Below are 26,595 nucleotides of genomic sequence, written 5' to 3' on the forward strand. Positions count from 1 at the left end.
CTGCGTTGGTCACCAGTTCCGACACCACCAGCACCGCCGGCTCCGCGATCCCAGCCATCCCCCACCGGGTCAGCGCCTTGCGCAACTGCGCCCGCGCCAGCCCCACGCACCGCGGATGCCGCCGCCACTGCCACTTCACCACGTGCGTTTCGAAAGGGTCCGAACGTTCGGTCACCGTGCTCGGCATCTGGTTTCGCCTCAAAGCTGGTGTTCGATTGACTGCTCTGGTCATGCCTCACGGTGGCATTGCAGCTCGTCGCATTTCGATACCTGCCGAATCTCACCTTCGCTCCCCGTGGTCTCATCTTGTATCTTCCAAGTCTCACTTGGGGTAGCATGAGCGACCTGAACAGCCAAGGATGAGGCGATCCATGGGCGATGAAGTGGTGGCCATCAAGGCGTTGATCCAGGAACGCCACCTGAGCTACACGGGCTTCTGTCAGGAATGGGAGAGGGTCGCCGCGGGAATTGACAATCGACTAACCGGCAGCCACCCTGGCCATGCTCAGTTCTACCGGTGGCTCAAGGGGGACCTGCGGAGCGGAAAGCCTCGCACTGATTCTTGCAGAGTTCTTGAGGCCATGTTCCCCGGCTGGTCCGTCGAAGAGCTTTTCACGCCCTGCTCTCGGACAGAAGATCCAAGAGAGGGCTCGGGAGAACATCGGCGGACTCCAAGCGAAGAGAGCCGGCACCTCGACCTGGCAGGCGTGTTCATGTCCAGGCCACAGTTCCTGTCCGAGGTACCCCTGTACAAAATGATCGAAAACGCTTCAGTCGTGCGAGCCAGCGGGCTCTCACTGAACCTGTTGACTCAGCACTACGCAGACACGCAAATTCGACGCTTAGTCGAATCCGGGACACGATTTCAGCCGCTCTTCCTCGACCCGGACAGCGAAGCCATGAAGGTACGCGAGCAGGAGGAAGGGTACGAAACCGGATTCTTGGCCGGTCTCACTGAAATCAACCTCAAGATCATGAAGGAACGTGTGCGTTCCCTGTTGACACCGGAAGCACGCGACCGGGTGGAAATCGGCGTCTCCGCCGAGACTATTCGATTCAACATCATCCTGATCGACGACTCGACCGGGGTGATTCAGCCGTATCTTCCGCAGTCCCGTGGAGTAGATTCTCCGACTTTTCTGGCCGAACGCAGGAAGCACGGCGGCGAGTTGTTCCATACGTTCGAGCAAGTCTTCGTCTCACTCTGGGATCGAGCGACACCTCTATGACCGATCTACCGGATCTGCTCAAAATCGCCGACGGCGCCGTCGAACTCGCCAGATCCATTGTCGTCAGCCGCGACCCCGGCGAGATCACGGCCAAAGGCGACCGAGACATGGCGTCCGAGGTCGACTTCGCAGTCGAGGCATCGGTACGTCACTATCTGGCCGACTTGACCCCGGACATCTCCTTCGTGGGCGAGGAGGAAGGGAAGTCGCCGCAGGAAGGGCGGTTCCTGTGGGCTCTGGATCCGGTGGACGGGACCGCGAACTTTGTTCGCGGGATTCCTCTCTGCTGCGTTTCCCTGGGACTCTTCGACGGTAAACGATGTGTGCTCGGTGTTGTCGATCTGCCGTTCATGAATGCTCGGTATCATGCCACCGAAGGCGGCGGGGCATTCTGCGGATCCAGGCGGATCCAGGCCAGCGGCACCCGAGACCTCAACGCCGCCATCGTTTCCATCGGCGACTACGCCGTCGGCACCGGCGCACAAGTGCGCAACGAGCGACGGCTGGCGATTACCGAGCGCCTTGCGGGACGGGTCCAGCGGATCCGGATGTGGGGAACAGCAGCCCTGGACCTGGTGTGGGTCGCGGAGGGGAAAACCGACGCGAGCGTCATCATGTCCAATAACCCCTGGGACCTCGGCGGGCGTCGTGATCGCACGCGAAGCCGGGGCGCGTGTCGTCTCCGCATCCGGTGAAGCACACGACATCGACTCCGACGAGACCATTGCCGTGACTCCGGGTCTGCTTCCCGGGGTTCTTTCCCTGGTGCAGGAACAGTGAACCACCGGGGTGCAATCGTGACCACGCTGAAGACCTCAAGGTGAAAGGGAAATCCGTGGACGTCGAGGAAGGCCGTATCTTTCGCGAGGCGTGGATTGCGGGTGTCCGGAAGCACTTTCCCGGCGAGCCGAAACCCGGATACATCACGCCGTGGGAGGAGACCCCGGACTGGGAGCGGGAGTCCGCGGCGGCCGTGTGCCGTCAGGTGCGTGAGTTCGTCGAGCTCTCCGGCGGTGGTACGAGTCGGCTGAGCAGGGAACAACGCGGGCGCTTCGTCGCGACCTGCTGGATCGCGCAGATCTACCACCGCATCGAGGACCCGAAGCCGGGCTACGTGGCGGATTGGCCCGAGCTTCCCGGGTGGCAGCAGGAGACGGACGCGGACATCTTCGACGCCATCGAGAAGGCAGCCACCCCGTAGATTCCTCGTCGACCGGATCGCGCCGCCGACCTGCCCGGCCCCGGCGGGGTGGCGCTCAGGGGGTGAGCACGATTCTTCCGCCGACCGATCCGTTTTCGAGAAGGCGGTGAGCCTGCGCGGCCTCGGACAGCGGGAGGGTCTGGACGTCGATCGGCACCAGGCCCTTCCGGACCGCTTCCAGGGCGGCGCGGGCCGCGGGGTGGGCCAGTTCCGGGTGGTGGGGGAGGTGGAAGCCGACCGCGTAGCCGAGGAGCGCGAGGTTGCCGCCCCAGAGGGCGTTCGTGGGCACCGTGTGCTGCCAGTCGCCGCTGGCGTTGCCCACCAGCAGCATCCGCCCCATCGGGGCCATCACGCCCAGGCTGTCCGTGCGCACCCGGCCGCCGACGGGGTCCACGACGACGTCGAAACGGCGGTCGCCGACGGCTTCGGCGAGGTCGTCGGCGGCGACCACCTCGTCGTAGGGCAGTGCGGAGGCACGCGCGCGGTCCAGTGAGGAGCGGCGCACCGTGCCCGTCACGCCGGCGGCGCCCAGGGCTCGGGCCACGCCCGGGAAGGCCGACGCCAGGCCGCCCAGCGCGCCGTGCACCAGCACGCGTTCGCCGGGTTTGAGGTGTGCCACCTCGGTCAGTGCCAGGTAGGCGGTCGCGGCGTTGGGCACGGCCGCGACCGCGAGGGCGGGATCGGCGCCGGTGCCGTCGAGGCTCGCGGTCAGCGCGGCGTCCGCGAGCGCGACGGAGGCGTAGCCTCCCTCCGCCCCGTTGCCCGACAGGGTCACGACCGGCTCGCCGACCCGCAGTCCCTCCACCCCTTCGCCCAGGGCGCGGACGGTGCCGGCCACTTCCAGTCCGGGCACGTAGGGCGGCTGCGGGAGCCCGGGCTGGTCCTTGTACAGGCCCTGCCTGAGGTAGACGTCGATCAGCCCCACGGCGGCGTGGGTGACGTCGATGGCGACCTGGCCGGGGCCGGGCGCGGGGTCGGGGAGATCGGTCGGTACGAGGACGTCGGGTGAACCGAAGTCCGTGGCTACGGCGGCATGCATGAGGGTCTCCAGCCTGACAGAATTAACGCAATCTGGTTGCGTTATTCATGCTACCACGCCTCCGGCTTTAACGCACCTCGCATGCGTTAAAGTGGGGCCATGCACAGCCGCGCACGGTCCCCCGAGGCCAAGCTCCGCCGCACCGAGGACCTGCTCGCCGCCGCGCGCACCCTCGCCGCCGCCCGCGGAGGGGTACGGCACGTGACGCTCGCGGCCGTGACGGAGGCCGCCGGCCTGCACCCGTCGGCTGTGCGCCGGTACTTCGCCAGCAAGGAGGAACTGCTGCTGGAGCTGGCGGAACGCGGGTGGGGCCAGTGGCGCGACGGCCTCGCCGCCCACCTGGCGGAGGCCCGGGACCTGACCCCCGCCGAGTCCGCCGCCGCCGTGGCCGCGACCCTCACCGCCGAGCCCCTCTTCTGCGACCTGCTCACCCACGTGCCGCTCAGCCTGGAGGGCGAGGTCGACATCGAGCGGGCCCGGCGCTACAAGACCAACTCCTTCACCGCCTACGACGACATCATCGACGCCCTCACCGCCTCCTCCCGGACCCTGACGACCGCCCAGGCGCAGGAGCTGGTCGCCGCGGCGCTCGGTCTCACCGCGCACCTGTGGCAGATCTCCCACCCCACACCGACCCTCGCCGAGCTGTACGCCCAGAACCCCCGCTGGGGACACGTCGCCCTCGACTTCGCACCGCGCCTCACCCGGCTGCTGCAAGCCGTCGCCGTCGGGGTCACGGTGATGGACGGCGACTGAGCACCGGGACCCCCTCGGGCGAGCGGTCCGTACCGCACCTTCGCCCTCGCGGGGCCGGGCTTCGCCGTCGCCCCTCACGAGGGTGATCCACCGGGAACGACGTCCGGGCCAGGCGGTGACGGCCCCGGCGTTGCGGGACCGAACGGCCCCCTCGTCGGTCAGCCGCGTTCCAGCAGGGCGGCGATCTCCGTGAAACCGCGGTTGCGGGCGTGCTGGAGCGGGGTCACGCCGTCCCTGTCGGCGATGGCGGGGTCGGCGTCGGCGGCGAGGAGGAGGGCGACGACCTCCTGGTGGTCCTTGCCGCCGTCGCCGAGGATCACGGCTTCGAGAAGCGCGGTCCAGCCGAGGTCGTTGACGTGGTCGACGTCGATGTCGGTGTGCTGGGCGGCGGGCCGTGGGTGGCTGGGGGTGCTGGTGGGGGTGTGGGTGGTGCTCGTCGTGTGCGCGCCCAGCTTCGCCTGGAGCGGGGTGCCGCTCTTCTACGCCGCGCTGCGGATCCTGCCGGCCCGCGCCGCGCTGTGGCTGATCGGCGGGCTGACGGTCCTCGTCGTCGGCGCCCAGCTGCGCATCGCCGGGAACAGCGGCGACCTGCCCATTCTCGTCCTCGGCCCGCCCGCGGTCGCCGCGCTGGCCGCGGCCGTCTTCGTCTCCATGCAGCGGCAGTCCGCCCGCCAGCGCGCGCTGATCGACGACCTGGTACGCACCCGCCGCCGGCTGGCCGCCACCGAACGCCGCGAGGGCACCCTCGCCGAGCGGCAGCGGCTCGCCGCCGAGATCCACGACACCCTGGCGCAGGGCCTCTCCAGTCAGCGGATGCTGTTGCAGGCGGCGGAGCGTACGTGGCGGACCGACCCCGGCGCGGCGATGCGGCACGTCGCGACCGCCGCGGCCGTCACCGACCGGAACCTGGCGGAGGCCCGCCGCTTCGTCCACGACCTGACCCCGGCCGACCTCGCGGGCGGCGGCGGGCTGGCGGAGGCGCTGGCGCGGCTGGCGGCACGGGAGGGCGGTCCGGAGGTCGTGTTCCGGCAGGACGGTACGCCGCCGGAGCTGCCGGAGCGTACGCGGGCGGCGCTGCTGCGCGTCGCGCAGGGGGCGGTCGCCAACGCCCGCGAGCACGCCGGCGCCGCGCACGTGGCGCTGACCCTCAGCGACCTCGGCGACCAGGTGGTGCTGGACGTCGCCGACGACGGCCGCGGCTTCGACCCCGGCACGGTCCCCGGCCCGGGCGCCGCCCGCGGCCACGGGCTGCCGGCGATGCGGGCGCGGCTGCGGCAGGTCGGCGGGGAGCTGACGGTGGAGTCGGCGCCGGGCGAGGGGACGGTGCTGTCGGCGGCGGTGCCGACCGGAGGCCACGGGGGCGGCGGTGGCCACGGGGGCGGCGGTGGTGGAGCCGGGGGCGGGCAGGATTCGGTGCCGGAGAGGGAAGGGACCTGGCCATGACCGTCCGCGTACTGCTCTGCGACGACCACGCCGTCGTCCGCGCCGGTCTGCTCGCCCTGCTCGCGAGCGCCCCCGGCATCGACGTCGTCGGCGAGGCCGGTACCGGCGAGGAGGCGCTGGCGGCGGCGGCGAAGCTGCGGCCCGGCGTCGTGCTGATGGACCTCCAGCTCGGCGCCGGCATGGACGGCGTGACGGCCACGCGCCGCATCGTCGCCGAACTCCCCGGCACCCGGGTGCTGGTGCTCACGACGTACGACACGGACGCGGACATCACCCGCGCGGTCGCCGCCGGCGCGACGGGCTACCTGCTGAAGGCGGAGCGGCCGGAGGAGCTCTTCTCGGCGATCCACGCGGCGGCCGAGGGCCGCACGGTGCTCTCCCCGCCGGTGGCGGACCGCGTGCTGGCCCAGCTGCGCACGCCGCGTCCGGCGCTGACCGACCGCGAGCGCGACATCCTGGCGCAGCTGGCCCGCGGCAGCTCGAACCGGGAGATCGCGCGGGCGCTGTTCATCAGCGAGGCGACGGTGAAGACGCACCTGGGCCGGATCTACGACAAGCTGGGCGTCGACTCGCGGGCGGCCGCGGTGGCGGTGGCCAACGAGCGGCGGCTGCTGGGGTGAGGGCGCCGGGGGCGGGGGGACGGGCGCCGGGGTGCGGGGCCGCTCAGGGCAGCGGGTCCGGGCCCGGCTTCGCGGGGTCCGCCGGGGAGGCGGTCTCGAAGATCGGGGCGAGCTCCGGCAGGCCGACGCTGTGCAGCGCCTCCGCCAGCGTGCTGCGGGCGCGCCGGGTGCCCGCCGTGCGCAGGACTCCGGTCAGCGGGCGGGCGTCGGCCACGGCCAGCGCGGCGGCGATGGCCTCCGCCGTGTCCCGTACCTCCGTGAACTGCGCCACGCGCGCGGTGCCGTCCCCCGGCGCCCGCTCCGGGCCGCCGCCCGTAGTGGCGCCGGTACGGCGGCCCGCCGCCCCGTTGCCCGTACCCCTGCCGGTGCCCGCACCGGCGGCGCCCGCGGTCTCCGCGCCACCGCCGCCCCCCGGCGACGCGCTCGGCGCCACCCCCCGGACGGTCGCCGTCACCGACGCCGTGCCGGACGCCCGCCACGTGAACTCCGCGGTCCGCTCCCCGCCCCGGTACACCGCGATCCCCGCCACGCCGTCCGCCGCGTACAGCGCCACCGCCGGCCACGGCTCGCCCCGCGTCAGCGCCTCCGCCGCGGCGAGCAGCGCCTCGGGCGCGGGCGGCTCCGCCCTCGCCGTACGGCCCCGGGGCCAGCGGGTCGGGGCGCGGCCCGGCGCGCGGACGGGGGCGTGGGCGGGTTCGGGGCGCGGGCGGCGCAATTGGGCGCAGGTGCGGGCGCCGCCCGCGGCGCCGAGGCGGAGGCGCAGACCGGCCGTGTGCACCGCCTTGGCGACCGCGGACGGCGGCGCGGTGCACACGACGACGCCGGCGTACGGGACCGGTTCGGGCACCGCGCCGGGGCCGGAACCGGTGCCGATCCCGATCCCGGCCCCGATCCCGGGACCGGCGCCGGTCCCCGCGCCGGAGGGCCCGAACAGCGCCCCCGGGCCGGGGGCGTTGTCGGGCCGGGAGCCGAACAGCGGGACGCGCCGGGCGAGTTGGGCCCGTACCTCCTGGCGGGCGAGGAGGAAGCGGCGGCGCACGGCCTCGGCGTCGTCGCCGGGCTGCGCCCAGGGGCCGCCGCGGGCGTCGGAGCCGACGGCGCGGAAGACCTCCAGCGCCTCGTCCCAGCGCCGGGCGCGGACGAGGGCGGCGGCGAGGCAGTTGCGGAAGCCGGCGGCCTCGGCGTCGCCCGGTTCGTAGTGGGCCGACAGCTCCAGCGCGCGCTCGACGGCCCAGGTGGTCGACGAGTCGGGGGCGTCGCCGGCGTCGGGGCCGCCGGGCAGCCCGACGCGTTCCCGGCACGCGCCCAGCACCGCGGCCTCCAGCGGCAGCCCGTGCAGCAGGGAGCCGGGCAGCGCCTCCTCCGCCGACTCCTCCGCGAAGACCATCAGCTCCTCGACGTCCGCCTCCCCGACGATCGCGAGGTAGCGCAGCGCCGCGACGTGCGCGCCGTGGTGGCCGGGCGCGCGGAGCACCGCCTCGGCGAACCGGGCGACGAACGCCTCGCGCGGCGCCCGTACGGCGGTGGCGTGGTCGAGGGCGATGCGCCACGGTACGGGGTCGGCGGGCGCCCGCGCCGCGGCCAGCCGGACGAGGGGCAGCACGTCGCGCAGCACCGCCCGGGGGTCCGTGCCGGAGAGCCCGCCCGCCCCGTACGCGCCCCGCGCCCGCCGCCCGGCGCCGCCGCCGTCCCTGTCACCGCCGCCCGCGCCGCCGGCCGCTCCGCTACGGGGGCCCCGGCCGGAACCCGGCGCCGAACCCCCCGTTCCGGCGCCGGAGTCCGCCCCCGCGCCACCGCCGGAGCCCGCGCCCGCGCCAGCGCCCGCGCCCGGCCGCCCGCTACCGGCTCCCCCGCCCGGCGCCGACCCCGCGCCGGCCCCGCCGTACCCCGGCCCCGCGCCCGGCACCCCGTACCACGGCCACGACTCCGCGTCCGCCACTCCGCCCGGCCCCGGCTCCCCTTCCCCCGCGTCCCCCGCGTCCACGTCCGCGTCCGCACCCCGCGCCGGCCCGCCCCGGCGCCGTACCCCCCAGCCGTCGAACCGCCGCCGCCGGGCCCGGAACTCCGCCGCCCACCGCGCCCGCAGCAGCCGTTCCGCCTCCACCACGGCCGCGTCCCCGCACTCCGCGTCGGACTCCCGCCAGCGCCGCAGCCAGCGGTCGTCGTCGAGCGCCGCGGTGGCCAGCTCCGCGACGAACGTGTCCCGGCGCTCCCACTCCGCGGCCCGCCCGGCGGCGGCGAGGAGTTCGCGGGCGGGGCGGAAATCGCCCGCCCCGGCGGCCGGGAGCACCGCGCGCACGCAGGGCCCGGGGGCGTCCAGCAGGACGTCGTCGTCGAGGGGCAGGTCGGCACCGACCCAGGAGTAGTGGCGCACCACGCGCGGGAACGTCACAAGGGGCCGGAGGAAGTGCATGGCACTGCATTCAAGGCCATACGAACCCCCGCGTTCCAGACCTCCTACGGTGACGATCCGATATCCGACGGGCGGTCGGGAACATCCGGTCACAGAACGGTTTCAGCACAGGGGGCAGGAGTGGGCAAATGCGTTCTCTCCGGTCACCCGGTCGGCGCCCGGGTGCCGTGACCGGCACGGGTCACCGCTCGTTGGGCCGGGCGCGGTGACCGGGCGGCAGGGGACAGCGGTCCGGTCACGACAGGGATGCGGCCGGCCCCGGGGACGCCCGGGCCGGCCGTCCCCGTATCCGCGCCCCGCGCGCCCGGCGCGCCCCGCAGCGGCGCCGGGGCGCTCAGCGGAACCGCAGCGCCTTCATCGCCCGCAGCCCGCGGCTCATGAACGCCGCGTACCCCTTGTCGTCGTCGTACCGCAGCGGCCCCAGCGCGAACGGCGCCAGCGGCACCACCCGCTGCTGCGCCACCGTCTGCGCCTCCGTGTACTTCAGGATCCCCTCCGAGCCGTGCCTGCGGCCGAGCCCGGAGTCCTTCATCCCGCCCATGGGCGCCTGCACGCTGCCGTACGCGGCCCCGTAGCCCTCGTTGACGTTCACCGTGCCGGTCTCCAGCCGCGCCGCGACGCGGCGGCCCCGGCGCCCGTCCTTCGTCCACACGCTGGCGTTGAGCCCGTACGGCGTGGCGTTGGCGCGGGCGACGGCGTCGTCCTCGTCGCTGAAGCGGTAGACGGAGACGACGGGCCCGAAGGTCTCCTCGTCGCAGACGGTCATGCCGGGCTCGACGCCGTCGAGGATCGTCGGCTCGTAGAAGTACGGGCCCACATCCGGCCGCGCCCGGCCGCCGGCCAGCGCCTCGGCGCCCTTGCCGACCGCCTCCTCCACGTGCCGGGTGACGGTCTGAAGCTGCTGAGCGCTGACGAGGGAGCCCATGTCGGCGCCGTAGCCGAGGGTGTTGCCCAGGCGCAGGGCCTTCGTCCGGGCGACGAAGCGGGCGAGGAAGGCGTCGGCGATCGAGGCGTGCACGTACAGCCGCTCGACGGAGATGCACAGCTGCCCCGCCGACGCGAACGCGGCGCGCACCGCGCCCGCCGCCGCCTTCTCCACGTCGGCGTCGGCGAGCACCAGCATGGGGTTCTTGCCGCCCAGCTCCAGCGACGCGCCGACGAGCCGGGCCGCGGCGCCCTGGGCGACCTCGCGGCCGGTGCGGGTGGAGCCGGTGAAGGAGACGTAGTCGGCGTGCCGGACGACCTCGGGGCCGACGACGCCGCCGGGGCCGGTCACGACCTGCCACACGTCCTCCGGCAGCCCGGCCTCGACCAGCTTCCGGCGCGCCCACAGGGCGGTCAGCGGGGTCTTGGAGTCGGGCTTCATGACGAGCGCGTTGCCGGCGGCGAAGGCGGGCAGGGCGTCGCCGACGGAGAGTTCGAGCGGGTAGTTCCACGGCGCGATCTGGCCGACGACGCCGCGCGGGTGGCGCAGCTCGGTGACCTTGGTCAGGGTCGGCAGGGCGCCGGTGTGCCGCCGGGGGGCGAGGTAGGCGGGGGCGCGGCGGCCGTAGTGGCGGGCGGCGAGGGCGACGGCCTGCACCTCCTCGTGCGCGTGCAGCCGCGCCTTGCCGGTCTCCAGCTGGACGAGGTCGAGGACCTCGTCCTGGTCGCGCAGCAGCAGGTCGTGGAAGCGGAGCAGCACGGCGGCCCGCTGCCGTACGGGACGGGCCGCCCAGGCGCGCTGCGCGGCGCGGGCGCGCTCGAACGCGGCGACGACGTCGGCGGGCCCCGCCTCGGGCACCTCGGCCAGCACCTCGCCGGTGAGCGGGGAGCGGACGGCGACGGTGCCGGAGCCGGTGACACCGCGGGTCAGGCGCTCCACGAGCGCGGGCGTGACGAACTCGGCGGCGACGGCGGCGGCGGTGCGGGCGCCGTCGGAAGCGGGAGCGGTGGGGTTGCCTACGGCGGTCTCCGTCATAAGGCCGAGGGTAGGACTCCGGCGGGCCCTTTGGGTACCCGCCGGTAACCGAATTCCGCCAGCGATCGCTGGCTCATACGGCCGGGTCCGTCACATGTCCTTGATGTCCAGCGAGTCGACGACCCCCTCGAAGATCCGCTCGCCGTCCCGCTTGCCCTCGCCCGCGGCCGGCATCTCCACGGTCAGGTGCCAGCCGATGTTGTCGTCGTTGACGTAGAAGAACTCCTGCCGGCGCAGCTTGGCCTCGGTGTCGAAGCCCGCGTCGTGCGTCCAGTTCACGACCAGATGGGCGGCGTCCTTGCCCCGGTATTCGTACTCGCTCACCGTGCCCGCGACGTCGTCGCCCAGCGCGGTGCATTCGATGTCCTCGCCGGTGTCGCAGTCGAGGTCCTCGTTGGCCTCGCGCAGCACGTTGTCGTCGTAGCCGGAGGAGCGGGTGACCCACAGCCGCGGCATGCCGCCCGGGTCGGAGTACGTGACCGTGCCGTCGTCGACGCTGCGCTTGTAGTCCTCGGGCACCGCCAGGGACGCGTTCAGCTGCTCCTTCTCGTCGTACGTCCGCCAGCCCGCGGGTACGTCGTCGCCGCCGCCGAACGGGTTCACGAGCGCCAGCACCAGCGCCGCCGCCACGGCGACCGCCCCGCCCAGCACGCCCAGCCGCGCGCCGCGGCGCTTGGGCAGCGCCGCCGCCAGCTTCCCGCCGCGCCCGCCGGTGCCGCCGGTGCCGCCGCCCGGGGCGCCGGGGGCCGTGGCGAGCATCGTCGGCGCCGCCGGCGCCGGCCGGGCCACCGCCTCCAACTGCCGGCGCACCTCGTCGGCCGGCGGCCGCGCCGCCGGGTCCTTGCGGAGCAGCTGCATCACGACGGTGCCCAGCGCCCCGGAGCCGCGCGCCGGGGGCGCCGGCTCGGCGGAGAGCACCGCCTGGAGCGTCGCGGGCGCGGTCTGGCGGCGGTACGGGGACATGCCCTCGACGGCCGCGTACATCACGACGCCCAGCGCCCACAGGTCCGACTCGGGGCCCGGCCGCTGGCCGAGCACCCGCTCCGGCGCGATGAACTCCGGCGACCCGACGAACGCGCCGGTCTCCGTGAGGCCCTGCTCGCCCTCGATCTGCGCGATGCCGAAGTCGGTGAGCACGACGCGCTCGTACCGGCCGAGCAGCACGTTGTCGGGCTTGACGTCGCGGTGCAGGATGCCCGCCTCGTGCGCGGCGGTCAGCGCGCCGAGGACGGCGACGCCGATGCGCGCCACCTCGCGCGGGTCGAGGGTGCCCTCGGTGAGCTGGTCGCCGAGGGAGCGGCCGCGGACCAGCTCCATCACGATCCAGGGCTTGCCGTCCTCCACCACCACGTCGTGCACGGTGACGACGGAGGGGTGGTCGATACGGGCGGCGGCGCGGGCCTCGCGCTGCATGCGCTCGTACACCGTCGCGCGCATCCGCTCGTCGAGGTGGTCGGGCAGCCGCGGCTCCTTGACGGCGACGTCGCGGTCGACGACCTCGTCGTGGGCGCGCCACACGGTGCCCATGCCGCCGACGCCGAGGCGGGCGGCCAGGCGGTAGCGCCCGCCGAGGAGCCGGCCCGCCGCGGGGTCGGCGACGACCTGCGTGGGCACGGGCTGCTGCGCGGCGGGGCCCGCGGGGCCGGCACCGCCGCCGCTGGCGGCGGCGTCGGCGTGCTCGTGCGGTGGCCGCAGGCCGTAGCTCGTGGGCTCGTTCCCCACCTTGTCCCCCTCGTTGGTCATGGCACCATCAATAGCGCACTACCGCGCGGTCGCTCCCCTGGATATCAACTCTGTAGAAAACGTGCGACATCGGCGGCCTCCGCCGTGACATCCGCCGGAACCCGGTCGGGGCCCTCGGCGAACGTACTGACCTGCACGTTTCCGCGCGATCGGCGGGTCCAGGTGCCGACCGCACAGCCGTCGACAGTAACAGCCGCGCGAATCTGGCCACCGCCGGGGCGGACACTCCGGACGAAGGCGCGCGGAATGGCGGCGTCGCGGTCGCGCCAGCCGAGCCAGTAGTTGTCGTACGCGGGCAGGAGCCGGACGTCGGCGGCGGGCGGCGCGGCTCCCGGGCCGGGCGGGGCCGCTCCCGGGCCGGGCGGGGCGTACGCCGCCGGGGGTGCCGCCTCCGGCCACACCCGGCGGGCCGCGCCGGCGGGGAGACCGGACCAGGCGGCGAAGTCATCGGGGCCGGCGGGCCCGTAGCCGCGCAGGTAGCGCCGTACCAGCTCGCCCACGGCGGCGTCGCCGGCCGGCTGCGGCCCGGCCGGGGGCGGCAGCCAGTCGCGCAGCGCGACGTACGTGGGCTCGCCGGCGCGCAGCGGCCCGTGGCAGACCAGCCCGGCGAGCGCCGCCCCGCGGATGACGTGGACCGGCGCCTGCCCGTCCGGCGCGACGCCGACGCGGGCCAGCCGCTCGGTCAGCTCGGCGCGGGTCAGCGGGCCGTGCGCGGCGACCGCGTCCGCGACGACGCGCTCCGCGCGCTCGCGCAGCGCCTCGTCCAGGCCGAGGTCGCGGTAGCGGCGGCGGGCACGGGAGCAAAGGCGGGGGCCGTAGAGCGCGAGCAGCCAGTGCGCGTCGGCGGCGGGTACGAGCTGGAGCGTGCCGCGCATGAACCAGCCGCGGAACAGGGTCCGCCGCTCCTCCAGCGCCGCGCGCACGGCGGTGCGGGTGAGCCCGTACGAGCGGGCGCGGAGGCCGAGCGCCGCGGCGTCGAGGTCCTGCGCCTGCACGGCGAAGACGCGCTCCGCCACCTCCTCGGCGCCGGTGCACCGCACGCCCCCGGCGAGGCACTGCGAGCGCGCCCGCGCGAGGACGTCACCGCCGCCGCCCCCGGTCACCGCTCCCGCCCTTCCGCGCCGCGGGGGCGGGGGGCGGTACGGGCGGTACGGGCAGCGCAGACGGCGCCGACGGCGCGGGCGGTGCCGCGGCGGGCGGGCGGGGCGGCCTGGTCCGGCATGGGCGGGACAGTAGCGGAACAGAGGGGGGCGGGGAGGGGCCGCGGCGGGCCCCGCCGCCGCCCTCACTTCGTCGGCCGGTAGCTCTCCGCCGCGATCCGGTGGAACCGCTCCACCTCCGCGTCCTTGCCGTCCGGCCCGATCAGCAGCACCACGTGGTAGCTGTCGTCCCAGATCATCGCCAGGTTGCGCGCGTGAATCTGCTGTCCCCCGCTCTCCGTCCAGTCGAACTCGCCCTCCGCCATCACCCGCTGCCCGACCTCGATCTGCCGCAGCCCCTCGGCCTGCGCCCACGCCGCGTCGCGGTACGGGTCCAGCTCGGGCTCGCTCTGCTGCTGGTACGCCATCGGGTCGCTGCCGAACTCGCCGACGCCGTCGCGGCCGGGGACGACAACGAGCTCGTAGTCCCCGCCGACGTAGCGAACCTGGCCGTCGCTCCCGCCGACGCGCTGCCAGTCCTCGCGGACGGCGACCTCGAAGCCGGCCGGGTCCTCGCGGAGGGTGAAGCCGTCGGGCAGCGCGGAGTCCGCTCCGCCGTCGGCACCGCCGCTCGCGCCGCCGTTCCGCTCGCCGTTGTCCGGCTTGCCGGGGTCGTCGGACTCCTTGGGCTGCCGGCGCTCCTCCGGTTCGTCCTGCCCGGAACCGTCGCCGGTCGGTGCCGCCGACTCCCCCGGCTCGTCGCCCTGCCCGGCGCCGACCACGCCGCGCTGGTTGCCGGTGCCCTCCTCGGCCTGCGGCATGAACATCGCCGCGTACGCGATGGCGCCGGCCATGGCGACGAAGATCAGCGCGATCAGCGTACGGCCGAGGCTCCGCGGGCCGCGGGGGCCGCGGCGCGAACGGCGGCGCCTGTGCTTCGCGTGCACCGGAACCGGCGCCTTGCCGGCGCGCCGGCGGCGCATCAGCTCGCCGCGCCGGCGCAGTATCGGCAGGCGCCGCGGATCGCCGCCACGGCCGGTGCCCTGCTGCGGCACGGTGACCGTACGGCTGCCGATGCCCGGCTCGGGCGCGGTGCGGATCAGGGAGCGCAGCCAGCCGCGCAGTTCCTCGAAGTCCGGCCGCTCGGTGGGGTCCTGGCGCAGCAGCGACTCCACCACCGGGCGCAGGGCCCCGCACTCCTCGGCGTGCGCGGCGGGCTCGGCGCAGACCAGCTGCACCAGCTCGGCGACGTCCTCCTCGGGGTACGCGGGATGCCCCTGCACGGCGCGGAACAGCAGGGCGCCCAGGGCCCAGAGGTCGGCGGCGGGGCCGACGGGCGGCGCCAGCTGCCAGTGCTCGTGGACCGGCCCGGCCTGCTCGGGCGCCCAGCGCTCGGTGACGGCGCCGACGACCTGCATCCGGGTCTGCCGCGCCCGCTCGGCGGCGAGCCGGGTGCCGGGTCCGGGGTAGCGGGTGGCCCCGCCGGCCTCGGTGCCGGGCTGCTCGCCGCGGGGCGCGGGCACGGTCTGCGCGCCGACGGGCACGGCGATGGAGGCGCCGGGCCGTACGCCGGGCAGGCTGCCGCCGTAGGCGGCGCCGCCGGGGAGGAAGTGGGGCTCGGGCTCGGGGTCGGCGAAGGGCGGCGCGGCGGGGGTGCCGTGCGGAGCGCGGGGTTGCCCGGCGCCGGGGTACGCGCCGGAGCCCCGGTAGGCACCGGGCGCGGAGGAGCCGCCGTGGCCGGGGCCGCCGTGGCCGCCGGGCGCGTGGGAGCCGCCGGACGCGGAGGTGCCGCCCGGCCCCGGGGCGCCGGGGCCGCCGCCGGAGGGGCCGGGCCCGCCGTACGCACCGGGCGGACGAGCACCGCCGGGCCGCCCCGGACCACGGTCACCGCCGGACGCGGGAGCCCCGCCGGGTCCCCCATACGCCCCGGGCCCCGCACCGCGAACACCACCGGGCACACCGGAACCACCGGGCGCGCCCGCACCCTGATACGCGCCGGACCCGCCACCCGCGGCACCACCGGGCGCTCCGGGCCCGCCGTATGCGCCGGGCCCCGCACCACGAGCACCACCGGGCCCACCGGCCGCCCCCGCGCCCTGGTACCCGCCGGCTCCACCGCCCACGGCACCACCCGGCACGGGAGGCCCGCCACCGGGGCGCCCCGGACCAGGAGCCCCACCGGGCACACCGGAACCACCGGCCGCCCCCGCGCCCTGGTACCCGCCGGACCCGCCGCCCACAGCACCACCGGGGACGCCCGGGCCCTGTGTCCCCGCGCTCCGATACGCGCCAGACCCACCGGCCCCCGGCCCGCCGCCCCGCGCGGAGCCGTACGCGTCCGCCGTGCCGTACTCGTCGTAGCCGTCCCCGTCCCCGTCCACGTCGTGCGGCAGGTCGTCCCAGGGGGCGCCCGCGTCCGGTGAACCGGCCGCCTGCGGCGGCGGGTCGGCGCCGTCGCCCGGCGCCGCGCGGTTGCCGCCGATGTCGATGCGGTCGCTGTACGCCGGTCCGGCCGCCCCCGCGCGCGGACCGGCCGCGGGCGTACGCGCCGACTGCCCCGGCACCGCCGGGCGCCCGGGCGACTGCGGCCCTGCCCCAGCGGCACCGCCGCCGCCCGCACCGCCGCCCGCACCGCCGCTGCCCGCGGCGATGCGCGCCTCGGCGGCTCGCGTACCGGCCTGGTACGCGGCCATCACCCCGGCCCGGGCCGCGGGTAGGGGGTCGCCGCTCTGCTCGCCCCCGGGGGCCTGCCCCGCGGGCCGCCGCGCGGCCTCCGGCGCCGGGTTCCCGTACCCCGGGCCGCCGTCACGCATCCCGCCGGGAGGCCGCTGACCGCCCTGCTGCCGACCCACATAAGGCCGTTGGCCCGCACCCCGGCCACCCGGCGCCCCGGGGCCGCCGGCGCCGCTGCCGGGGGTGCCGTGAGCCGCACCTGCCTGTTGAGCGCCGGGCGGGGGCCCGCCCCGGGCCCCGCCTGCCTGCTGCCCGCCCGGGGCCCCGGCGGGCCGACCGCCCTGCGGCCGTTGCCCCTGCGCGCCACCGGGCTCCGCCGGTCCCGGCCGTCGACCGGCCGCGGCACCGGCACCCGGCCCGCCCGGCCCTCCGGGCCCCCCGGGCTCACCGGCGCCGCTTCCGCCCCGCTGCCACGCGCCGAACGGCCACTCGTCCGCGCTCTCGTCGTCCGGCCCGGCCGCTCCCGGCGCGTCCCCGTACCCCGGACCGCCGCGCGCGCCCTGCGCGCCCCGCCCGCCGGCGGGACCGCCTCCCGCCCCGTACGGAGCCGAGCGCCACACCTCGTCGTCCTCGTCGTACGGCGGTGTGCCGTACGGGCCCGCGCCGCCCCGGGCGTCCGCGCCGTCGACGGCACCGCCCCCGTCACCGTCGCCGTACGGGCCGTACGGCCCCGGGTCGTCGTCCCACCCCGGGGGTAAGACACCCGCGTCGGGCCGCCCCGCCTCCTGCTGAGCGTGCTGCGCCGGGAGGAACCCCGTGGCCGGGTCGGGGAGTTGCGGCAGGCGGCCGTCCGCCGGGTCGCCGTACGGCTCGCCGCCGACGGAGGGCCCGCCCGGGGCCTGCGGTGCCGCGCCCGGCGGCGGGCCCGGGCTGCCCGTGGGCCGCGGCGGCTCGCTGCGGCCCGGCGGCGGGGGCAGCGGGTCGTACCCGCAGAGCGCCTCTTCCGCCGCGCCCGACGCCAGCCCGGTGAGGACCACCCGGCCGTCGTCGCAGACGAGCACCGTGCGCGTCGTGATGTTCCGGTGGGTCCAGCCGTGCGCGTGCAGCGCGCGCAGCGCCGTCAGGATGTCCGCCGCGACCTCCGCCCCGCGGTACGGGCTCAACGGCCGCTCCGCCAGCAGCCCTTCGAGCGTCCGCGCGGGCACCAGTTCGCTGACGATCCAGAGGCTGCCGCCCTCCTCGAAGACGTCGAAGACCTGCGCCAGCCGCGGGTGGTCGGGGATCGCCGCCGCCGCGCGGGCGGCGTCCATGGCCCGCTGCACCGCCGAAGCGGCCCCGCCGCGGCCCGCGCCGCCGCCCCCGTGCCCGGCGGGGTCGGCGCCGCCGTCTTCCTCTATCAGCTCGGCCTCGACGACCTCCGGCAGCGGCACCTGCCCGATGAGGACGTCCTGCCCGCTGTAGGTGTCGAATGCGCGCGTGTGGATGGGTTCGGCGTCGACGGCAGCCGGTAGCCGGTAACGGTCGGCGAGCACCCGGCCCGCGTAGTCGTCCACGAACGCCTCCCCACAACCGCGCGATGAGCCTGGGACCGGGCCGAATGCGGTCGGTATTCAGCCTGGTCCGGATGCGTACGGTCCGCGAGACATCACGATACGTGCTCAACGGTGGGTATGCGCCCCGCTCGCGCGGGTTAGTCCACCGGCTTGAAGGATTCGAACGCCGTGGCGCGCAGTCGGCGGCACTCCGCGCCGTCCCACTCGTCCTCCGGGCAGCTGATCATTATCGCGTAGCCGTGGGTGTCGTCCACGGCGAATCCGCGGTCCAGGACCCTTATCCGCCGGCCGTCCTGTATGCGGCTGAACTGCCAGTCCGCGACGGTGGGGTAGCCGCGCCACTCGATCTCCTTCATGGAGAGCTTGCGGTAGCCGGGGCTGGACGACCGCACGGCGTCCTCTATGTCGCGCCAGTTCGACAGGGCTCCGCCCGGGGTGTTGTTGGGCTGGGACGTGAAGTCGATCTGGATGCGCGGGAACCGGGAGGACCCGCTGAAGATCGCGCCGCCGCCGCCCGGCGAGGTGGCGGTGCGCTGCCAGCCGTCGGGGAGGCCGACGGAGAAGCTGAACTCCGGCTCGGTGACGGTCGCGTAGCCGTCGGGGAGGCCGGCGCCGTCCTGGCCGTCGCCCTTGCCGTCGCCCTTGCCGCCGTCCTCACCCTCGCCCGCGTCGTCGTCGGCGCCCGGGCCGCCGGCGCCGTCGTCCCCGTCGCCGGCCGCGCCGCCGTCGTCGTCCTGCTGCCCGCGCTTCCCGTCCTGGGCGTCGTCCTTGCCGGAACCGGCCCCGTCCTTGCCCTGCTTCGCGTCCTTGGCGTCCTGCGCGCCCGCGCCGGCGCTCTGCCCGCCGTCGCTGCCGGACGAGCCGGAGCCGGAGTCGCCGCCGCCCCACGCGACGGCGAGGACCGTGCCGAGGACCGCCAGCGCCACCACGGCGGCGATGATCACCAACGTGCGCCGGGGCAGCGCGGCCACCCGCGCCGAGAGCGCGCCGGCGCCCGCCCGCACCCGGGCCGCGGGCGCGCCGGCCGGCGGCGGTGGGGCGGCGGCCGTCGTACGGGCGGTGGCCCCGGCGGCGTACGCACCGGACCCCGAACTCCCTGACCCTGACCCGGCCCCGGACCCGGCGGCATCCGAACCGTCGGACCCGGCGCCCGCGGACCCGGCCTCCGCGCCGGACGCCCCGGCCGCACCGGACCGGCCCGCGTCACCCGCGCCCGCCTGCCGCGGCGGCGACGCCGGCCGCTCGGGCGTACCGGGCCGGGACTCGGGCCGCGGCGGCGCCTGCGGCGGCGTCCGCGGCGGGGCCGGCGCCGCGGCCCGCGCCCCGGCACCCGAAGCGGCGGCACCCCCGGCCGTCGAGCCGCGCCCCGCTCCACGCCGCCGGTCGCGCGGCTCCGCCTCCGTACCCGCCGCCGACCCGGCCCCCGCCGCGTCCCCGCGCTCCGCCTTTCTCCGCACCGCCTTCTTCCGCCGCGCCTGCGCCGGCACCGCGCCCGGCTCCCCGGCGCCCGCGTCCGGCGCCACCGGCAGCGGCACCACCCGCGTCGGCGCCGTCGCCTCCGGGGGCCCGTCCGGCTCGTCCTCCGGCGCGTCGACGACGGCGCGCAGCAGCGCCCGCGCGCCCGCGTCGTCGAGCCGCTCGTCGGGGTCCTTGCGCAGCAGCCCGTAGATGCAGTCCTCCAGCGGACCGGCGTTCTTGGGCGGGTCGATGGGCTTGGTCATGACGGCGGTCAGGGTGGCGATGGCCGACCCCAGGTCGTACGGCGGGTGGCCCTCCACCGCGGCGTACAGCAGCCCGCCGAGCGACCACAGGTCGGACGCGGGCCCCGGCCGCTGCCCGCGGGCGCGCTCGGGCGAGATGTAGGACGGGGCGCCGACGAGCATGCCCGTCGTCGTGATCGACGGGTCGCCCTCGACCTGCGCGATGCCGAAGTCGGTGAGGACGACGCGGCCGTCGTCGGAGATGAGCACGTTCGACGGCTTCACGTCGCGGTGCAGGATGCCCTCGCGGTGGGCCGAGCGCAGCACGTCGAGCACGGCGAGGCCGACCTCGGCGGCGCGCCGCGGGGTGAGCGGGCCGTCGTCGCGGGTGGCGTCGGAGAGCGAGCGGCCCTCGATCAGCTCCATGACGATCCACGGGCGGTCGTCCTCGTCCACGACGTCGTAGACCGTGACCGCGCCGGTGTTCCTGATCCGGGCGATCGCCTTCGCCTCGCGGAGCGTTCGCGTGACGAGGCGGCGCTTCTCGTCCTCGTCCACGCTGGTGGGAAAGCGCAGCTCCTTGACCGCGACCGCGCGGCCCAGCACCTCGTCCGTGGCGCGCCAGACGGTGCCCATGCCGCCGCGGCCGAGCACCTCTCCGAGCCGGTAACGGCCGGCCACCAGCCGACCCGTCGCGCCGTCCCCTTCGCGCCCCATCGATCCCCTCAGCGATTCACCCCGGCAAGACCTCCATTGTGTCGCATGGCACGGACACCCCCGTCCGCGGGCGACGTTTGCCCTGATCGATCTTCCGCTCCCGCCCCGCCGCCCGGCCCGGGCGAACGCCCGCCGGGGCAGGGCCCGGAGCCGCCGGAACGGCCCGCGGCCGCGCCGCTACAGCGGCACGATCTCCGGCGCTCCCAGCCGCGCCGCGTCCGCCGTCTGGTCGTCGGGCTGCCGCTGCGACTCGCGCTCGGCCTCCACCCGCTTCTCGTAGTGCGCGACCTCCCGTTCGACCTGGTCCCGGTCCCAGCCCAGGACCGGCGCCATCAGCTCGGCGACCTCGGCGGCGCACTGCGTGCCGCGGTCGAAGGTCTCGATGGAGATGCGGGTGCGCCGCGTGAGCACGTCGTCGAGATGGCGCGCGCCCTCGTGGGAAGCCGCGTACACGACCTCCGCGCGCAGGTAGTCGTCCGCGCCGGTCAGCGGCGCGCCCAGCGACGGGTCCCGGGCGATCAGCTCCAGCACCTCGTCGGCCAGCGACCCGTACCGGTTCAGCAGGTGCTCCACCCGGACGACGTGCACCCCCGTGCGGGCCGCCGTCCGCGCCCGCGCGTTCCACAGCGCCTCGTAGCCCTCCGCGCCCAGCAGCCGCACGTCCTCGGTGACGCACGGCCCGACCCGCTGGTCGAGCCCGTGCACGGCCTCGTCGACGGCGTCCTTGGCCATGACCCGGTACGTCGTGTACTTGCCGCCCGCGACGACGACGAGCCCGGGCACCGGGTGCGCCACGGTGTGCTCCCGCGACAGCTTGCTGGTCGCGTCCGACTCGCCGGCGAGCAGCGGCCGCAGGCCCGCGTACACGCCCTCGACGTCGTCGCGCGTGAGGGGCACGGCGAGGACGGAGTTGACGTGTTCCAGCAGGTAGTCGATGTCGGCGGAGGAGGCCGCGGGGTGGGCTTTGTCGAGGTCCCAGTCGGTGTCGGTGGTGCCGATGATCCAGTGCCGTCCCCAGGGGATGACGAACAGCACGCTCTTCTCCGTACGGAGAATGAGCCCGGTCGAGGAGTGGATGCGGTCCTTCGGCACGACGAGGTGGATGCCCTTCGACGCCCGTACGTGGAACTGCCCGCGCTCGCCGACCATCGCCTGCGTCTCGTCCGTCCACACCCCGGTGGCGTTGACGACCTGCCGCGCCCGCACCTCGAACTCCCCGCCCTGCTCCAGGTCGTGCACCCGCGCGCCGACGACGCGCTCGCCCTCGCGCAGGAAGCCCACGACACGCGCGCGGTTGGCGACGTGCGCCCGGTACTGCGCGGCGGTGCGCACGAGCGAGGCGACGTAGCGGGCGTCGTCGACCTGCGCGTCGTAGTACTGAAGGGCGCCGACGAGCGCGTCCTTGCGCAGGCACGGCGCGACGCGCAGCGCGTGCGTGCGGGTCAGGTGGCGGTGCCCGGGCATGCCGCGGCCGTGGGCGCGGGAGACGGACATGGCGTCGTACAGCAGCACGCCGGAGCCCGCGTACGCCCGCTCCCAGGCCCGGTGCTGGAGCGGGTAGAGGAACGGCACCGGCTTGACCAGGTGGGGCGCGAGGCGCTCGGTGAGCAGCCCGCGCTCCTTCAGCGCCTCCCGGACGAGGGCGAAGTCCAGCATCTCCAGATAGCGCAGCCCGCCGTGGATGAGCTTGCTGGACCGGCTCGACGTGCCCGACGCCCAGTCCCGGGCCTCGACCAGCCCGGTGGCCAGCCCGCGGGTCGCCGCGTCCAGCGCGGTGCCCGCGCCGACCACGCCGGCGCCGACGACCAGCACGTCCAGCTCGCGCTCCGCCATCTGTGCAAGGGCCTCGGCGCGCTCGGCCGGCCCCAGTACCGCTGTCTTCACGGATGCCTCCTGTCCTGTCGCCCCGTTGCGGCAGTCCACGTGCCCACGTCCGATTCTGTCCGCACCCGCGGCGTACAGCCACCGTGCGGGGCGCGTCCCGCGGGGTGGTGCGGGGCGACGCGCCCCCGAGGCGTGGCCTGCTGCGTCCGGGTGCCGTCGCCGCGTCGGGCGCGGCGGGGAGGCGGCCGCTCGCCAGGCCCGGGCGCACCCCGTGGCCGTACGGTGCGCAGACCGGTGCTGCGACCTGCATCGCCGTAGCCCCCGACCGGCTGCACCACCACGCGGGACGCGATCACCGTGCGCGCAACACCACAGGTCCCGCAAAGCGCCCAATACTGAATAACAGTCATATAGGCCCGTAGCCTGACAAGAGCCTCTCCCGCCCCGGGCGCAGCCCGCCCGGGGCGGGACGACGGGAAGGACCGACGGGAAGGACCGCCCGCAGCATGCCCGCAGACGTCGCCGTCATCGGACTCGGCCACCACGGCCTCCCGCTCGCCCGCGAGGCGGCGGCGGCCGGCTTCTCCGTCGTCGGATACGACCCCGACCCGCGCGCCGTCGCCGCCCTCGCCGCCGGCCGCCCGCCGGTCGGCGGCTCACTGTCGGCCGCCGCCGTACGCAGGCTTCTGACCAGTGGTTTCCGCGCCTCCGCGGACCCGGCCGACCTGGGCGGGGCCCGTACCGCCGTGATCTGCGTACCCACCCCGCTCGCCGACGACGGGGCGCTCGACCTCGGGCCGGTCGCGGACGCGGCGCGCGAGCTGGCGCGGCACCTCAAGCCGCGCACGACGGTGCTGCTGGAGTCCGCCGCGTACCCCGGGAGCACCGAGGACCTGCTGCGCCCCCTCCTGCAACAGGGCTCCGGGCTCCGCGCGGGGCGCGACTTCCACCTCGCGTACTCCCCCGGCCCCCTCGACCCGGCCGGCGCCGCCCCCGCGTCGAAGGTCGTCGGCGGGCTGACCCCGGCGTGCACGGAGGCGGCGGTGGCGTTCTACGGCCGGTTCCCGGCCCGGGTCGTCCGGGCCCGGGGGCCGCGCGAGGCGGAGACGGTGCGGCTGCTGGAGGGCAACGTGCGGCACGTGAACTTCGCCCTCGTCAACGAGCTGACCTGGTTCTGCCACGACCGGGGCATCGACCTGTGGGACGTGATCCGCTGCGCCGAGACCCGCCCCTTCGGCACCGCGCACGGCTTCCGCCCCGGCCCCGGCGTCGGCGGCCACGGGGTGCCCGTCGACCCCGACCGCGTCCCCGTCCGCGTCCCGCACCCGGGCGGCCGGACCGCGGCCGGCTCCGACCACCCGCTGCGGATGGTGGACCTCGCCCGCGAGGTGAACGGCCGGATGCCGCGGTACGTCGTCCAGCGCTGCGCCCAGCTCCTCAACGAGCACGGCAAGTCCGCCCGCGGCGCCCGCGTGCTGCTCCTCGGCGTCACCTACGAACCGGACGTCGCGGACCTGGAGCGCACCCCGGCGAGCGACGTGGCGGCCCGGCTGACGGAGCTGGGCGCGAGGGTCGGGTTCCACGACCCGTACGTCCCGGCGTGGCGGGTGCTGGGTCGGCCCGTACCGCGCGCGGGATCGCTGTACGAGGCGGCGGCCGACGCGGACCTGACGGTGCTGCTCCAGCCGCACCGCACGTACGACCTCCAGGCGCTCGCGGTGAAGGCGCAGCTGCTGCTGGACACGCGGGGCGCGGCGCCGACGGGGGCCGCGCACCGGCTGTGAGGGGCGGCCGCGCGCGGCCGGGCGGCGGCGGGCGCGTAGCGGACGGATCACCCGCCTCGCGGGGCGCCGCAACCGGAGGTGGGGCGCCGGAACTGCTACCGTTCGGCCGTATGGGTGACGCGGTGATGACGACGGCCGACAGCCGCCCCCGGCTGCTGCCGACACTCGCCGTCGGCGCCGCCGCCGGCCTGGCGGGCGCGCTGGTCCTGGGCGTGACGCAGGGCCTCGCGGGCGAGCGCGCGCTGGAGCTGGGCTACTGGGCGCTGGCCCTCGGCCTCCTCGTCGGCGCCGTCGTCGGCCGCGCGGGCGAGCAGGCCCGCGGCTCGGCGCTCCTGGCGATCCCGGTGGCGCTCGTCGGCGTACTCCTCACCCAGATCACCGCGACCGCGGTCTACCTCGGCACGGCCAACGCCGTCGACGCGTACGACTTCTGGAACGCCGAGGTGTTCGGGAAGAACGACATGTCGTTCCTTCTGGTCGCCGGCGCGGAAGCGTTCCTGGTCAGCCAGCGAGTGTCCGAGATTCGAAACAGGATGTCGCAGTAGCGTCACGACTCCCCTTAAGCCAGTGTTGTCGGGCCGCGCTCAACTGTTAGCGTCCTGCACATAGTCATACTGACCGCGCCCACCACCACCTGTCCCCGGGCACGGCAGGACCCTTATCTCCGGGGGGAAGTCTTCATGTCCAACCCGTATCAGCAGCAGCCGGGCCCCGGCGGCACACCGGGGCAGCAGCCGTACGGCGCCCCGGGCCAGCAGCCCCCGGGCCAGCAGCCGTTCGGCGCTCCGGGCCAGCAGCCGTACAGCGCCCCGCCGCCCTACGCCCAGCAGCCGCCGCCCCGCGCCGGCAACCCGGCCCTCGCCGTCGGCGTCGCGATCGTGGCCGCGATCGTGGCCGCGGTCATCTACGCCTTCATCCTGAAGGCCCTCTTCGACGACGAGACCGGCGAGATCACGAAGATCAGCTACGCCTCGATCGCCGTGGGCGCGCTCGTCGGCGTGGCGATCGGCAAGCTCGGCGGCAGGAACGTCGGCCTCTGGGTCGTCGGCGGCGTCCTCGCCCTCCTCGCCGTCTTCGCGGGCGAGATGTACGGCTACGCCATGATCACCAGCGAGGTGTTCGGCGACCAGCTCTCGACGACCACGATCCTCACCGACCACTTCGGTGACCTGTTCAAAGACTGGCGCGAGGACGCGGGCGGCATGACCTGGGTCTTCATGGCCCTGTCCCCGCTCGCCGCCGTCGGCATCTCGGCGCGCCTCAGCAACAACGGCTGAGACGCAGCGCTCCGGCACCGGGGCCGGGTACCGCGTTCGCCGCGGTACCCGGCCCCGCGCCGTCGCCGGCGCCGCGCTAACCCGGCGCGATGCCCAGGGTCCGGCCTCCGCCGACCCGCCCGTGCAGCAGCAGGTAGAAGACGTACAGCGACTCCCTGCCGCCCTTCCCGCGGTCGTAGCGCCGCAGCGCCCGCCCGAGCGGGTTCCACACCCGCCCGTCCGGCATCCGTACGCCCACGGGCTGCTCGAAGTAGTCGCGCTGCCGGCCGTCGAGGTCCACCCAGCTCCCGCCCCCGGCGCGGACCATGACCTCCCCGACGTACGCCCCGACCCCCCGCAACGCCTGCGCCACGGCCCGCTCGTCGGCCTCCCGCCCGGCCCGTATCCCGGCCACGATCCGGTCCGCCACGCGCAGGCTCTCGACGGAGTAGTCCAGCGGCAGCCGCCGCTCCCCCCGCAACCACCCGGCCACCACCCCCTCCACGTACCGGCTCATCCCGGCGGCTTCGGGTAACTCGGTCGTGCGCCCCATGGGCATCCCCTCCACGCTCGTCGGCTGCGCCTTCCACCTGAACAGCGCCGGGTCCCTGCTGAAACGTCACACCCGCGGTGCGTGACACTTCCCACACCCCCGGTGACGATCCAGGTCTGGACACATCCCCGACCTGCCGGGTCCGGCAACCCCACCGGCTCAGCGCACGCATGGCGACCGACGACGTTCGAGATCCCGCCGGGCTGAATGGTCCCCCGGGCGAACCTCAGCGCGATGTTGGGCCGCACCCGCACCCGCTTCCCGGAACTGGGCGACCTCGAAGCCCTCCGGCACGGGGTGAGCGCGAGTGCCCAGAAAGTGATCTCTCCGAGGAGCGATTTCTACTGGTCAGCCGCCGGTCATAGCTGTCACCGTACGCCAGATCCACCGTTTTCTGGACCCTGTCCCACATTCGGCGGTGAGGGGTGTGCTGCCATATAGGAGATGCGGAAGAAGGTGTTCAGCCCGCGGCCGGGATTGGCGAACGCGTTGTAGGAGAACACCGCGTTCCCGCTGGCGGCGTTGTTCACCACCGACGACCCCGCACCCGTGGGCGTGCCGGTGTAGGGGTAGAACGTCTCCAGGCCGAGCTGGCCGGAGGTGGTCTCCTCGACGGCCACGTGCAGGGTCAGGGCGGGTGTGCCGTGCCGCTCGGACAGCCACTGCCCGAGTGACGGGGCGTAGACGTCCCAGGTCAGGCGGTATCCGGTACGGTCGTTAGGGTCGGGCTGGGCAGTTGGACTGACATACAGATGGTCGGGTGGCCCCGAGGTGCGCTCCCTCCAGGCCCGGCAACCGCGACCTCCCCGACCATTGTCAGCAGTACAACCCCGACCACGCCTGCCTCCGTGGGTCGGGAGAAAGTGCCTTCGCCAGGCTCAAGAACTGGCGAACCCTGCGGCGAGCACGCTGCTCCACCGTCCGCATCGGACCCACCGCCGCAGCCATGCACACCATCCTGGCCTGCTGCTATTCATGATGAAGCGGTTCAT

General features: G+C 75.5%; 21 protein-coding genes and 1 pseudogene. 9 read left to right on the forward strand and 13 right to left on the reverse strand.

What is annotated here, in order from left to right; all coding sequences use genetic code 11:
• Positions 1-187, reverse strand: a pseudogene (locus tag ACHZ99_RS32880) (ATP-binding protein); the annotation flags it as partial.
• A gap of 184 nt (positions 188-371) precedes the next feature.
• On the opposite strand from ACHZ99_RS32880, the gene ACHZ99_RS32885 reads away from it, so the two are divergent.
• From ACHZ99_RS32885 to ACHZ99_RS32895, 3 genes are all read left to right on the forward strand, one after another.
• A complete protein-coding gene (locus ACHZ99_RS32885; RefSeq protein WP_420308502.1) occupies positions 372-1,229 on the forward strand; it encodes a DUF5919 domain-containing protein in 858 nt (285 codons plus the stop codon).
• The gene (locus ACHZ99_RS32890; protein WP_420308503.1) at positions 1,226-1,924 is read left to right on the forward strand and encodes an inositol monophosphatase family protein; all 699 of its coding nucleotides are present in this window, start codon (positions 1,226-1,228) and stop codon (positions 1,922-1,924) included. Before ACHZ99_RS32885 ends, ACHZ99_RS32890 begins: the two co-directional genes overlap by 4 nt.
• A gap of 140 nt (positions 1,925-2,064) precedes the next feature.
• Positions 2,065-2,430 (forward strand): hypothetical protein, encoded by a 366-nt coding sequence (locus tag ACHZ99_RS32895; protein ID WP_420308504.1) that lies wholly within the window; start codon positions 2,065-2,067, stop codon positions 2,428-2,430.
• Positions 2,431-2,485: 55 nt separating this feature from the next.
• Here ACHZ99_RS32895 and ACHZ99_RS32900 read toward each other — a convergent pair whose 3' ends face one another.
• Positions 2,486-3,469, reverse strand: a complete 984-nt coding sequence (locus ACHZ99_RS32900; protein ID WP_420308505.1) for a quinone oxidoreductase family protein — start codon at positions 3,467-3,469, stop codon at positions 2,486-2,488.
• A 99-nt stretch (positions 3,470-3,568) separates the two neighbouring features.
• Here ACHZ99_RS32900 and ACHZ99_RS32905 point away from each other — a divergent pair, with 99 nt between their 5' ends.
• Positions 3,569-4,225, forward strand: coding sequence for a TetR family transcriptional regulator (locus tag ACHZ99_RS32905; RefSeq protein WP_420308506.1), 657 nt, complete (start codon positions 3,569-3,571; stop codon positions 4,223-4,225).
• Between the two features lie 158 nt (positions 4,226-4,383).
• On the opposite strand, the gene ACHZ99_RS32910 is transcribed toward ACHZ99_RS32905, so the two are convergent.
• Positions 4,384-4,545: an ankyrin repeat domain-containing protein gene (locus tag ACHZ99_RS32910; protein ID WP_420308507.1), complete on the reverse strand. Its 162-nt coding sequence runs from the start codon at positions 4,543-4,545 to the stop codon at positions 4,384-4,386.
• Here ACHZ99_RS32910 and ACHZ99_RS32915 point away from each other — a divergent pair.
• Complete coding sequence (locus ACHZ99_RS32915; protein ID WP_420308508.1) at positions 4,469-5,668, forward strand: sensor histidine kinase; 1,200 nt, start codon at positions 4,469-4,471, stop codon at positions 5,666-5,668. The two genes, ACHZ99_RS32910 and ACHZ99_RS32915, sit on opposite strands and share 77 nt — an antisense overlap.
• Positions 5,665-6,288, forward strand: coding sequence for a response regulator (locus ACHZ99_RS32920; RefSeq protein ID WP_420308509.1), 624 nt, complete (start codon positions 5,665-5,667; stop codon positions 6,286-6,288). Before ACHZ99_RS32915 ends, ACHZ99_RS32920 begins: the two co-directional genes overlap by 4 nt.
• A 43-nt stretch (positions 6,289-6,331) precedes the next feature.
• Here the strand turns inward: ACHZ99_RS32920 and ACHZ99_RS32925 are convergent, their stop codons facing one another.
• From ACHZ99_RS32925 to ACHZ99_RS32960, 8 genes are all read right to left on the reverse strand, one after another.
• Positions 6,332-8,665 (reverse strand): hypothetical protein, encoded by a 2,334-nt coding sequence (locus tag ACHZ99_RS32925; protein ID WP_420308510.1) that lies wholly within the window; start codon positions 8,663-8,665, stop codon positions 6,332-6,334.
• Between the two features lie 370 nt (positions 8,666-9,035).
• Positions 9,036-10,661, reverse strand: coding sequence for a succinic semialdehyde dehydrogenase (locus tag ACHZ99_RS32930; protein ID WP_420308511.1), 1,626 nt, complete (start codon positions 10,659-10,661; stop codon positions 9,036-9,038).
• 90 nt (positions 10,662-10,751) lie between these two features.
• Complete coding sequence (locus ACHZ99_RS32935) at positions 10,752-12,404, reverse strand: serine/threonine-protein kinase (RefSeq protein WP_420308512.1); 1,653 nt, start codon at positions 12,402-12,404, stop codon at positions 10,752-10,754.
• Between the two features lie 44 nt (positions 12,405-12,448).
• Entirely contained in the window at positions 12,449-13,507 is a 1,059-nt protein-coding gene (locus ACHZ99_RS32940) for a winged helix DNA-binding domain-containing protein (RefSeq protein WP_420308513.1), read from the reverse strand.
• Positions 13,504-13,626, reverse strand: a complete 123-nt coding sequence (locus tag ACHZ99_RS32945) for a hypothetical protein (protein ID WP_420308514.1) — start codon at positions 13,624-13,626, stop codon at positions 13,504-13,506. The genes ACHZ99_RS32940 and ACHZ99_RS32945 overlap by 4 nt, the downstream gene beginning before the upstream one ends.
• 63 nt (positions 13,627-13,689) lie before the next feature.
• The gene (locus tag ACHZ99_RS32950; protein WP_420308515.1) at positions 13,690-17,769 is read right to left on the reverse strand and encodes a protein kinase; all 4,080 of its coding nucleotides are present in this window, start codon (positions 17,767-17,769) and stop codon (positions 13,690-13,692) included.
• Between the two features lie 137 nt (positions 17,770-17,906).
• Positions 17,907-20,186, reverse strand: a complete 2,280-nt coding sequence (locus tag ACHZ99_RS32955; protein WP_420308516.1) for a serine/threonine-protein kinase — start codon at positions 20,184-20,186, stop codon at positions 17,907-17,909.
• Positions 20,187-20,363: 177 nt separating this feature from the next.
• Positions 20,364-22,070, reverse strand: coding sequence for a glycerol-3-phosphate dehydrogenase/oxidase (locus tag ACHZ99_RS32960; protein WP_420308517.1), 1,707 nt, complete (start codon positions 22,068-22,070; stop codon positions 20,364-20,366).
• Positions 22,071-22,516: 446 nt separating this feature from the next.
• Here ACHZ99_RS32960 and ACHZ99_RS32965 point away from each other — a divergent pair, with 446 nt between their 5' ends.
• The 3 genes from ACHZ99_RS32965 to ACHZ99_RS32975 all read left to right on the forward strand — a co-directional run bounded on the left by ACHZ99_RS32965 (position 22,517) and on the right by ACHZ99_RS32975 (position 25,071).
• Positions 22,517-23,794 (forward strand): nucleotide sugar dehydrogenase, encoded by a 1,278-nt coding sequence (locus ACHZ99_RS32965; RefSeq protein WP_420308518.1) that lies wholly within the window; start codon positions 22,517-22,519, stop codon positions 23,792-23,794.
• Positions 23,795-23,904: 110 nt separating this feature from the next.
• Entirely contained in the window at positions 23,905-24,339 is a 435-nt protein-coding gene (locus tag ACHZ99_RS32970; protein ID WP_420308519.1) for a hypothetical protein, read from the forward strand.
• 135 nt (positions 24,340-24,474) lie between these two features.
• Positions 24,475-25,071, forward strand: a complete 597-nt coding sequence (locus ACHZ99_RS32975) for a hypothetical protein (RefSeq protein WP_420308520.1) — start codon at positions 24,475-24,477, stop codon at positions 25,069-25,071.
• A 76-nt stretch (positions 25,072-25,147) separates the two neighbouring features.
• Here ACHZ99_RS32975 and ACHZ99_RS32980 read toward each other — a convergent pair whose 3' ends face one another.
• The gene (locus ACHZ99_RS32980) at positions 25,148-25,567 is read right to left on the reverse strand and encodes a hypothetical protein (RefSeq protein ID WP_420308522.1); all 420 of its coding nucleotides are present in this window, start codon (positions 25,565-25,567) and stop codon (positions 25,148-25,150) included.
• A 404-nt stretch (positions 25,568-25,971) separates the two neighbouring features.
• Positions 25,972-26,223, reverse strand: coding sequence for a hypothetical protein (locus ACHZ99_RS32985; protein ID WP_420308521.1), 252 nt, complete (start codon positions 26,221-26,223; stop codon positions 25,972-25,974).
• Positions 26,224-26,595 lie beyond the last annotated feature (372 nt).

Origin of the sequence: Streptomyces sp. MAR4 CNX-425, from assembly GCF_048656465.1 — a bacterium.
Classification (GTDB): Bacteria; Actinomycetota; Actinomycetes; order Streptomycetales; family Streptomycetaceae; genus Streptomyces.

Excerpts from the sequence above, each read along its gene's own strand:
- ACHZ99_RS32885 (WP_420308502.1), top strand. The coding sequence starts at position 372 with ATGGGCGATGAAGTGGTGGCCATCAAGGCGTTGATCCAGGAACGCCAC.
- ACHZ99_RS32890 (WP_420308503.1), top strand. The coding sequence starts at position 1,226 with ATGACCGATCTACCGGATCTGCTCAAAATCGCCGACGGCGCCGTCGAA.
- ACHZ99_RS32900 (WP_420308505.1), bottom strand. The coding sequence starts at position 3,469 with ATGCATGCCGCCGTAGCCACGGACTTCGGTTCACCCGACGTCCTCGTA.
- ACHZ99_RS32905 (WP_420308506.1), top strand. The coding sequence starts at position 3,569 with ATGCACAGCCGCGCACGGTCCCCCGAGGCCAAGCTCCGCCGCACCGAG.
- ACHZ99_RS32915 (WP_420308508.1), top strand. The coding sequence starts at position 4,469 with ATGGCGGGGTCGGCGTCGGCGGCGAGGAGGAGGGCGACGACCTCCTGG.
- ACHZ99_RS32920 (WP_420308509.1), top strand. The coding sequence starts at position 5,665 with ATGACCGTCCGCGTACTGCTCTGCGACGACCACGCCGTCGTCCGCGCC.
- ACHZ99_RS32930 (WP_420308511.1), bottom strand. The coding sequence starts at position 10,661 with ATGACGGAGACCGCCGTAGGCAACCCCACCGCTCCCGCTTCCGACGGC.
- ACHZ99_RS32935 (WP_420308512.1), bottom strand. The coding sequence starts at position 12,404 with ATGACCAACGAGGGGGACAAGGTGGGGAACGAGCCCACGAGCTACGGC.
- ACHZ99_RS32945 (WP_420308514.1), bottom strand. The coding sequence starts at position 13,626 with ATGCCGGACCAGGCCGCCCCGCCCGCCCGCCGCGGCACCGCCCGCGCC.
- ACHZ99_RS32955 (WP_420308516.1), bottom strand. The coding sequence starts at position 20,186 with ATGGGGCGCGAAGGGGACGGCGCGACGGGTCGGCTGGTGGCCGGCCGT.
- ACHZ99_RS32965 (WP_420308518.1), top strand. The coding sequence starts at position 22,517 with ATGCCCGCAGACGTCGCCGTCATCGGACTCGGCCACCACGGCCTCCCG.
- ACHZ99_RS32970 (WP_420308519.1), top strand. The coding sequence starts at position 23,905 with ATGGGTGACGCGGTGATGACGACGGCCGACAGCCGCCCCCGGCTGCTG.
- ACHZ99_RS32975 (WP_420308520.1), top strand. The coding sequence starts at position 24,475 with ATGTCCAACCCGTATCAGCAGCAGCCGGGCCCCGGCGGCACACCGGGG.
- ACHZ99_RS32980 (WP_420308522.1), bottom strand. The coding sequence starts at position 25,567 with ATGAGCCGGTACGTGGAGGGGGTGGTGGCCGGGTGGTTGCGGGGGGAG.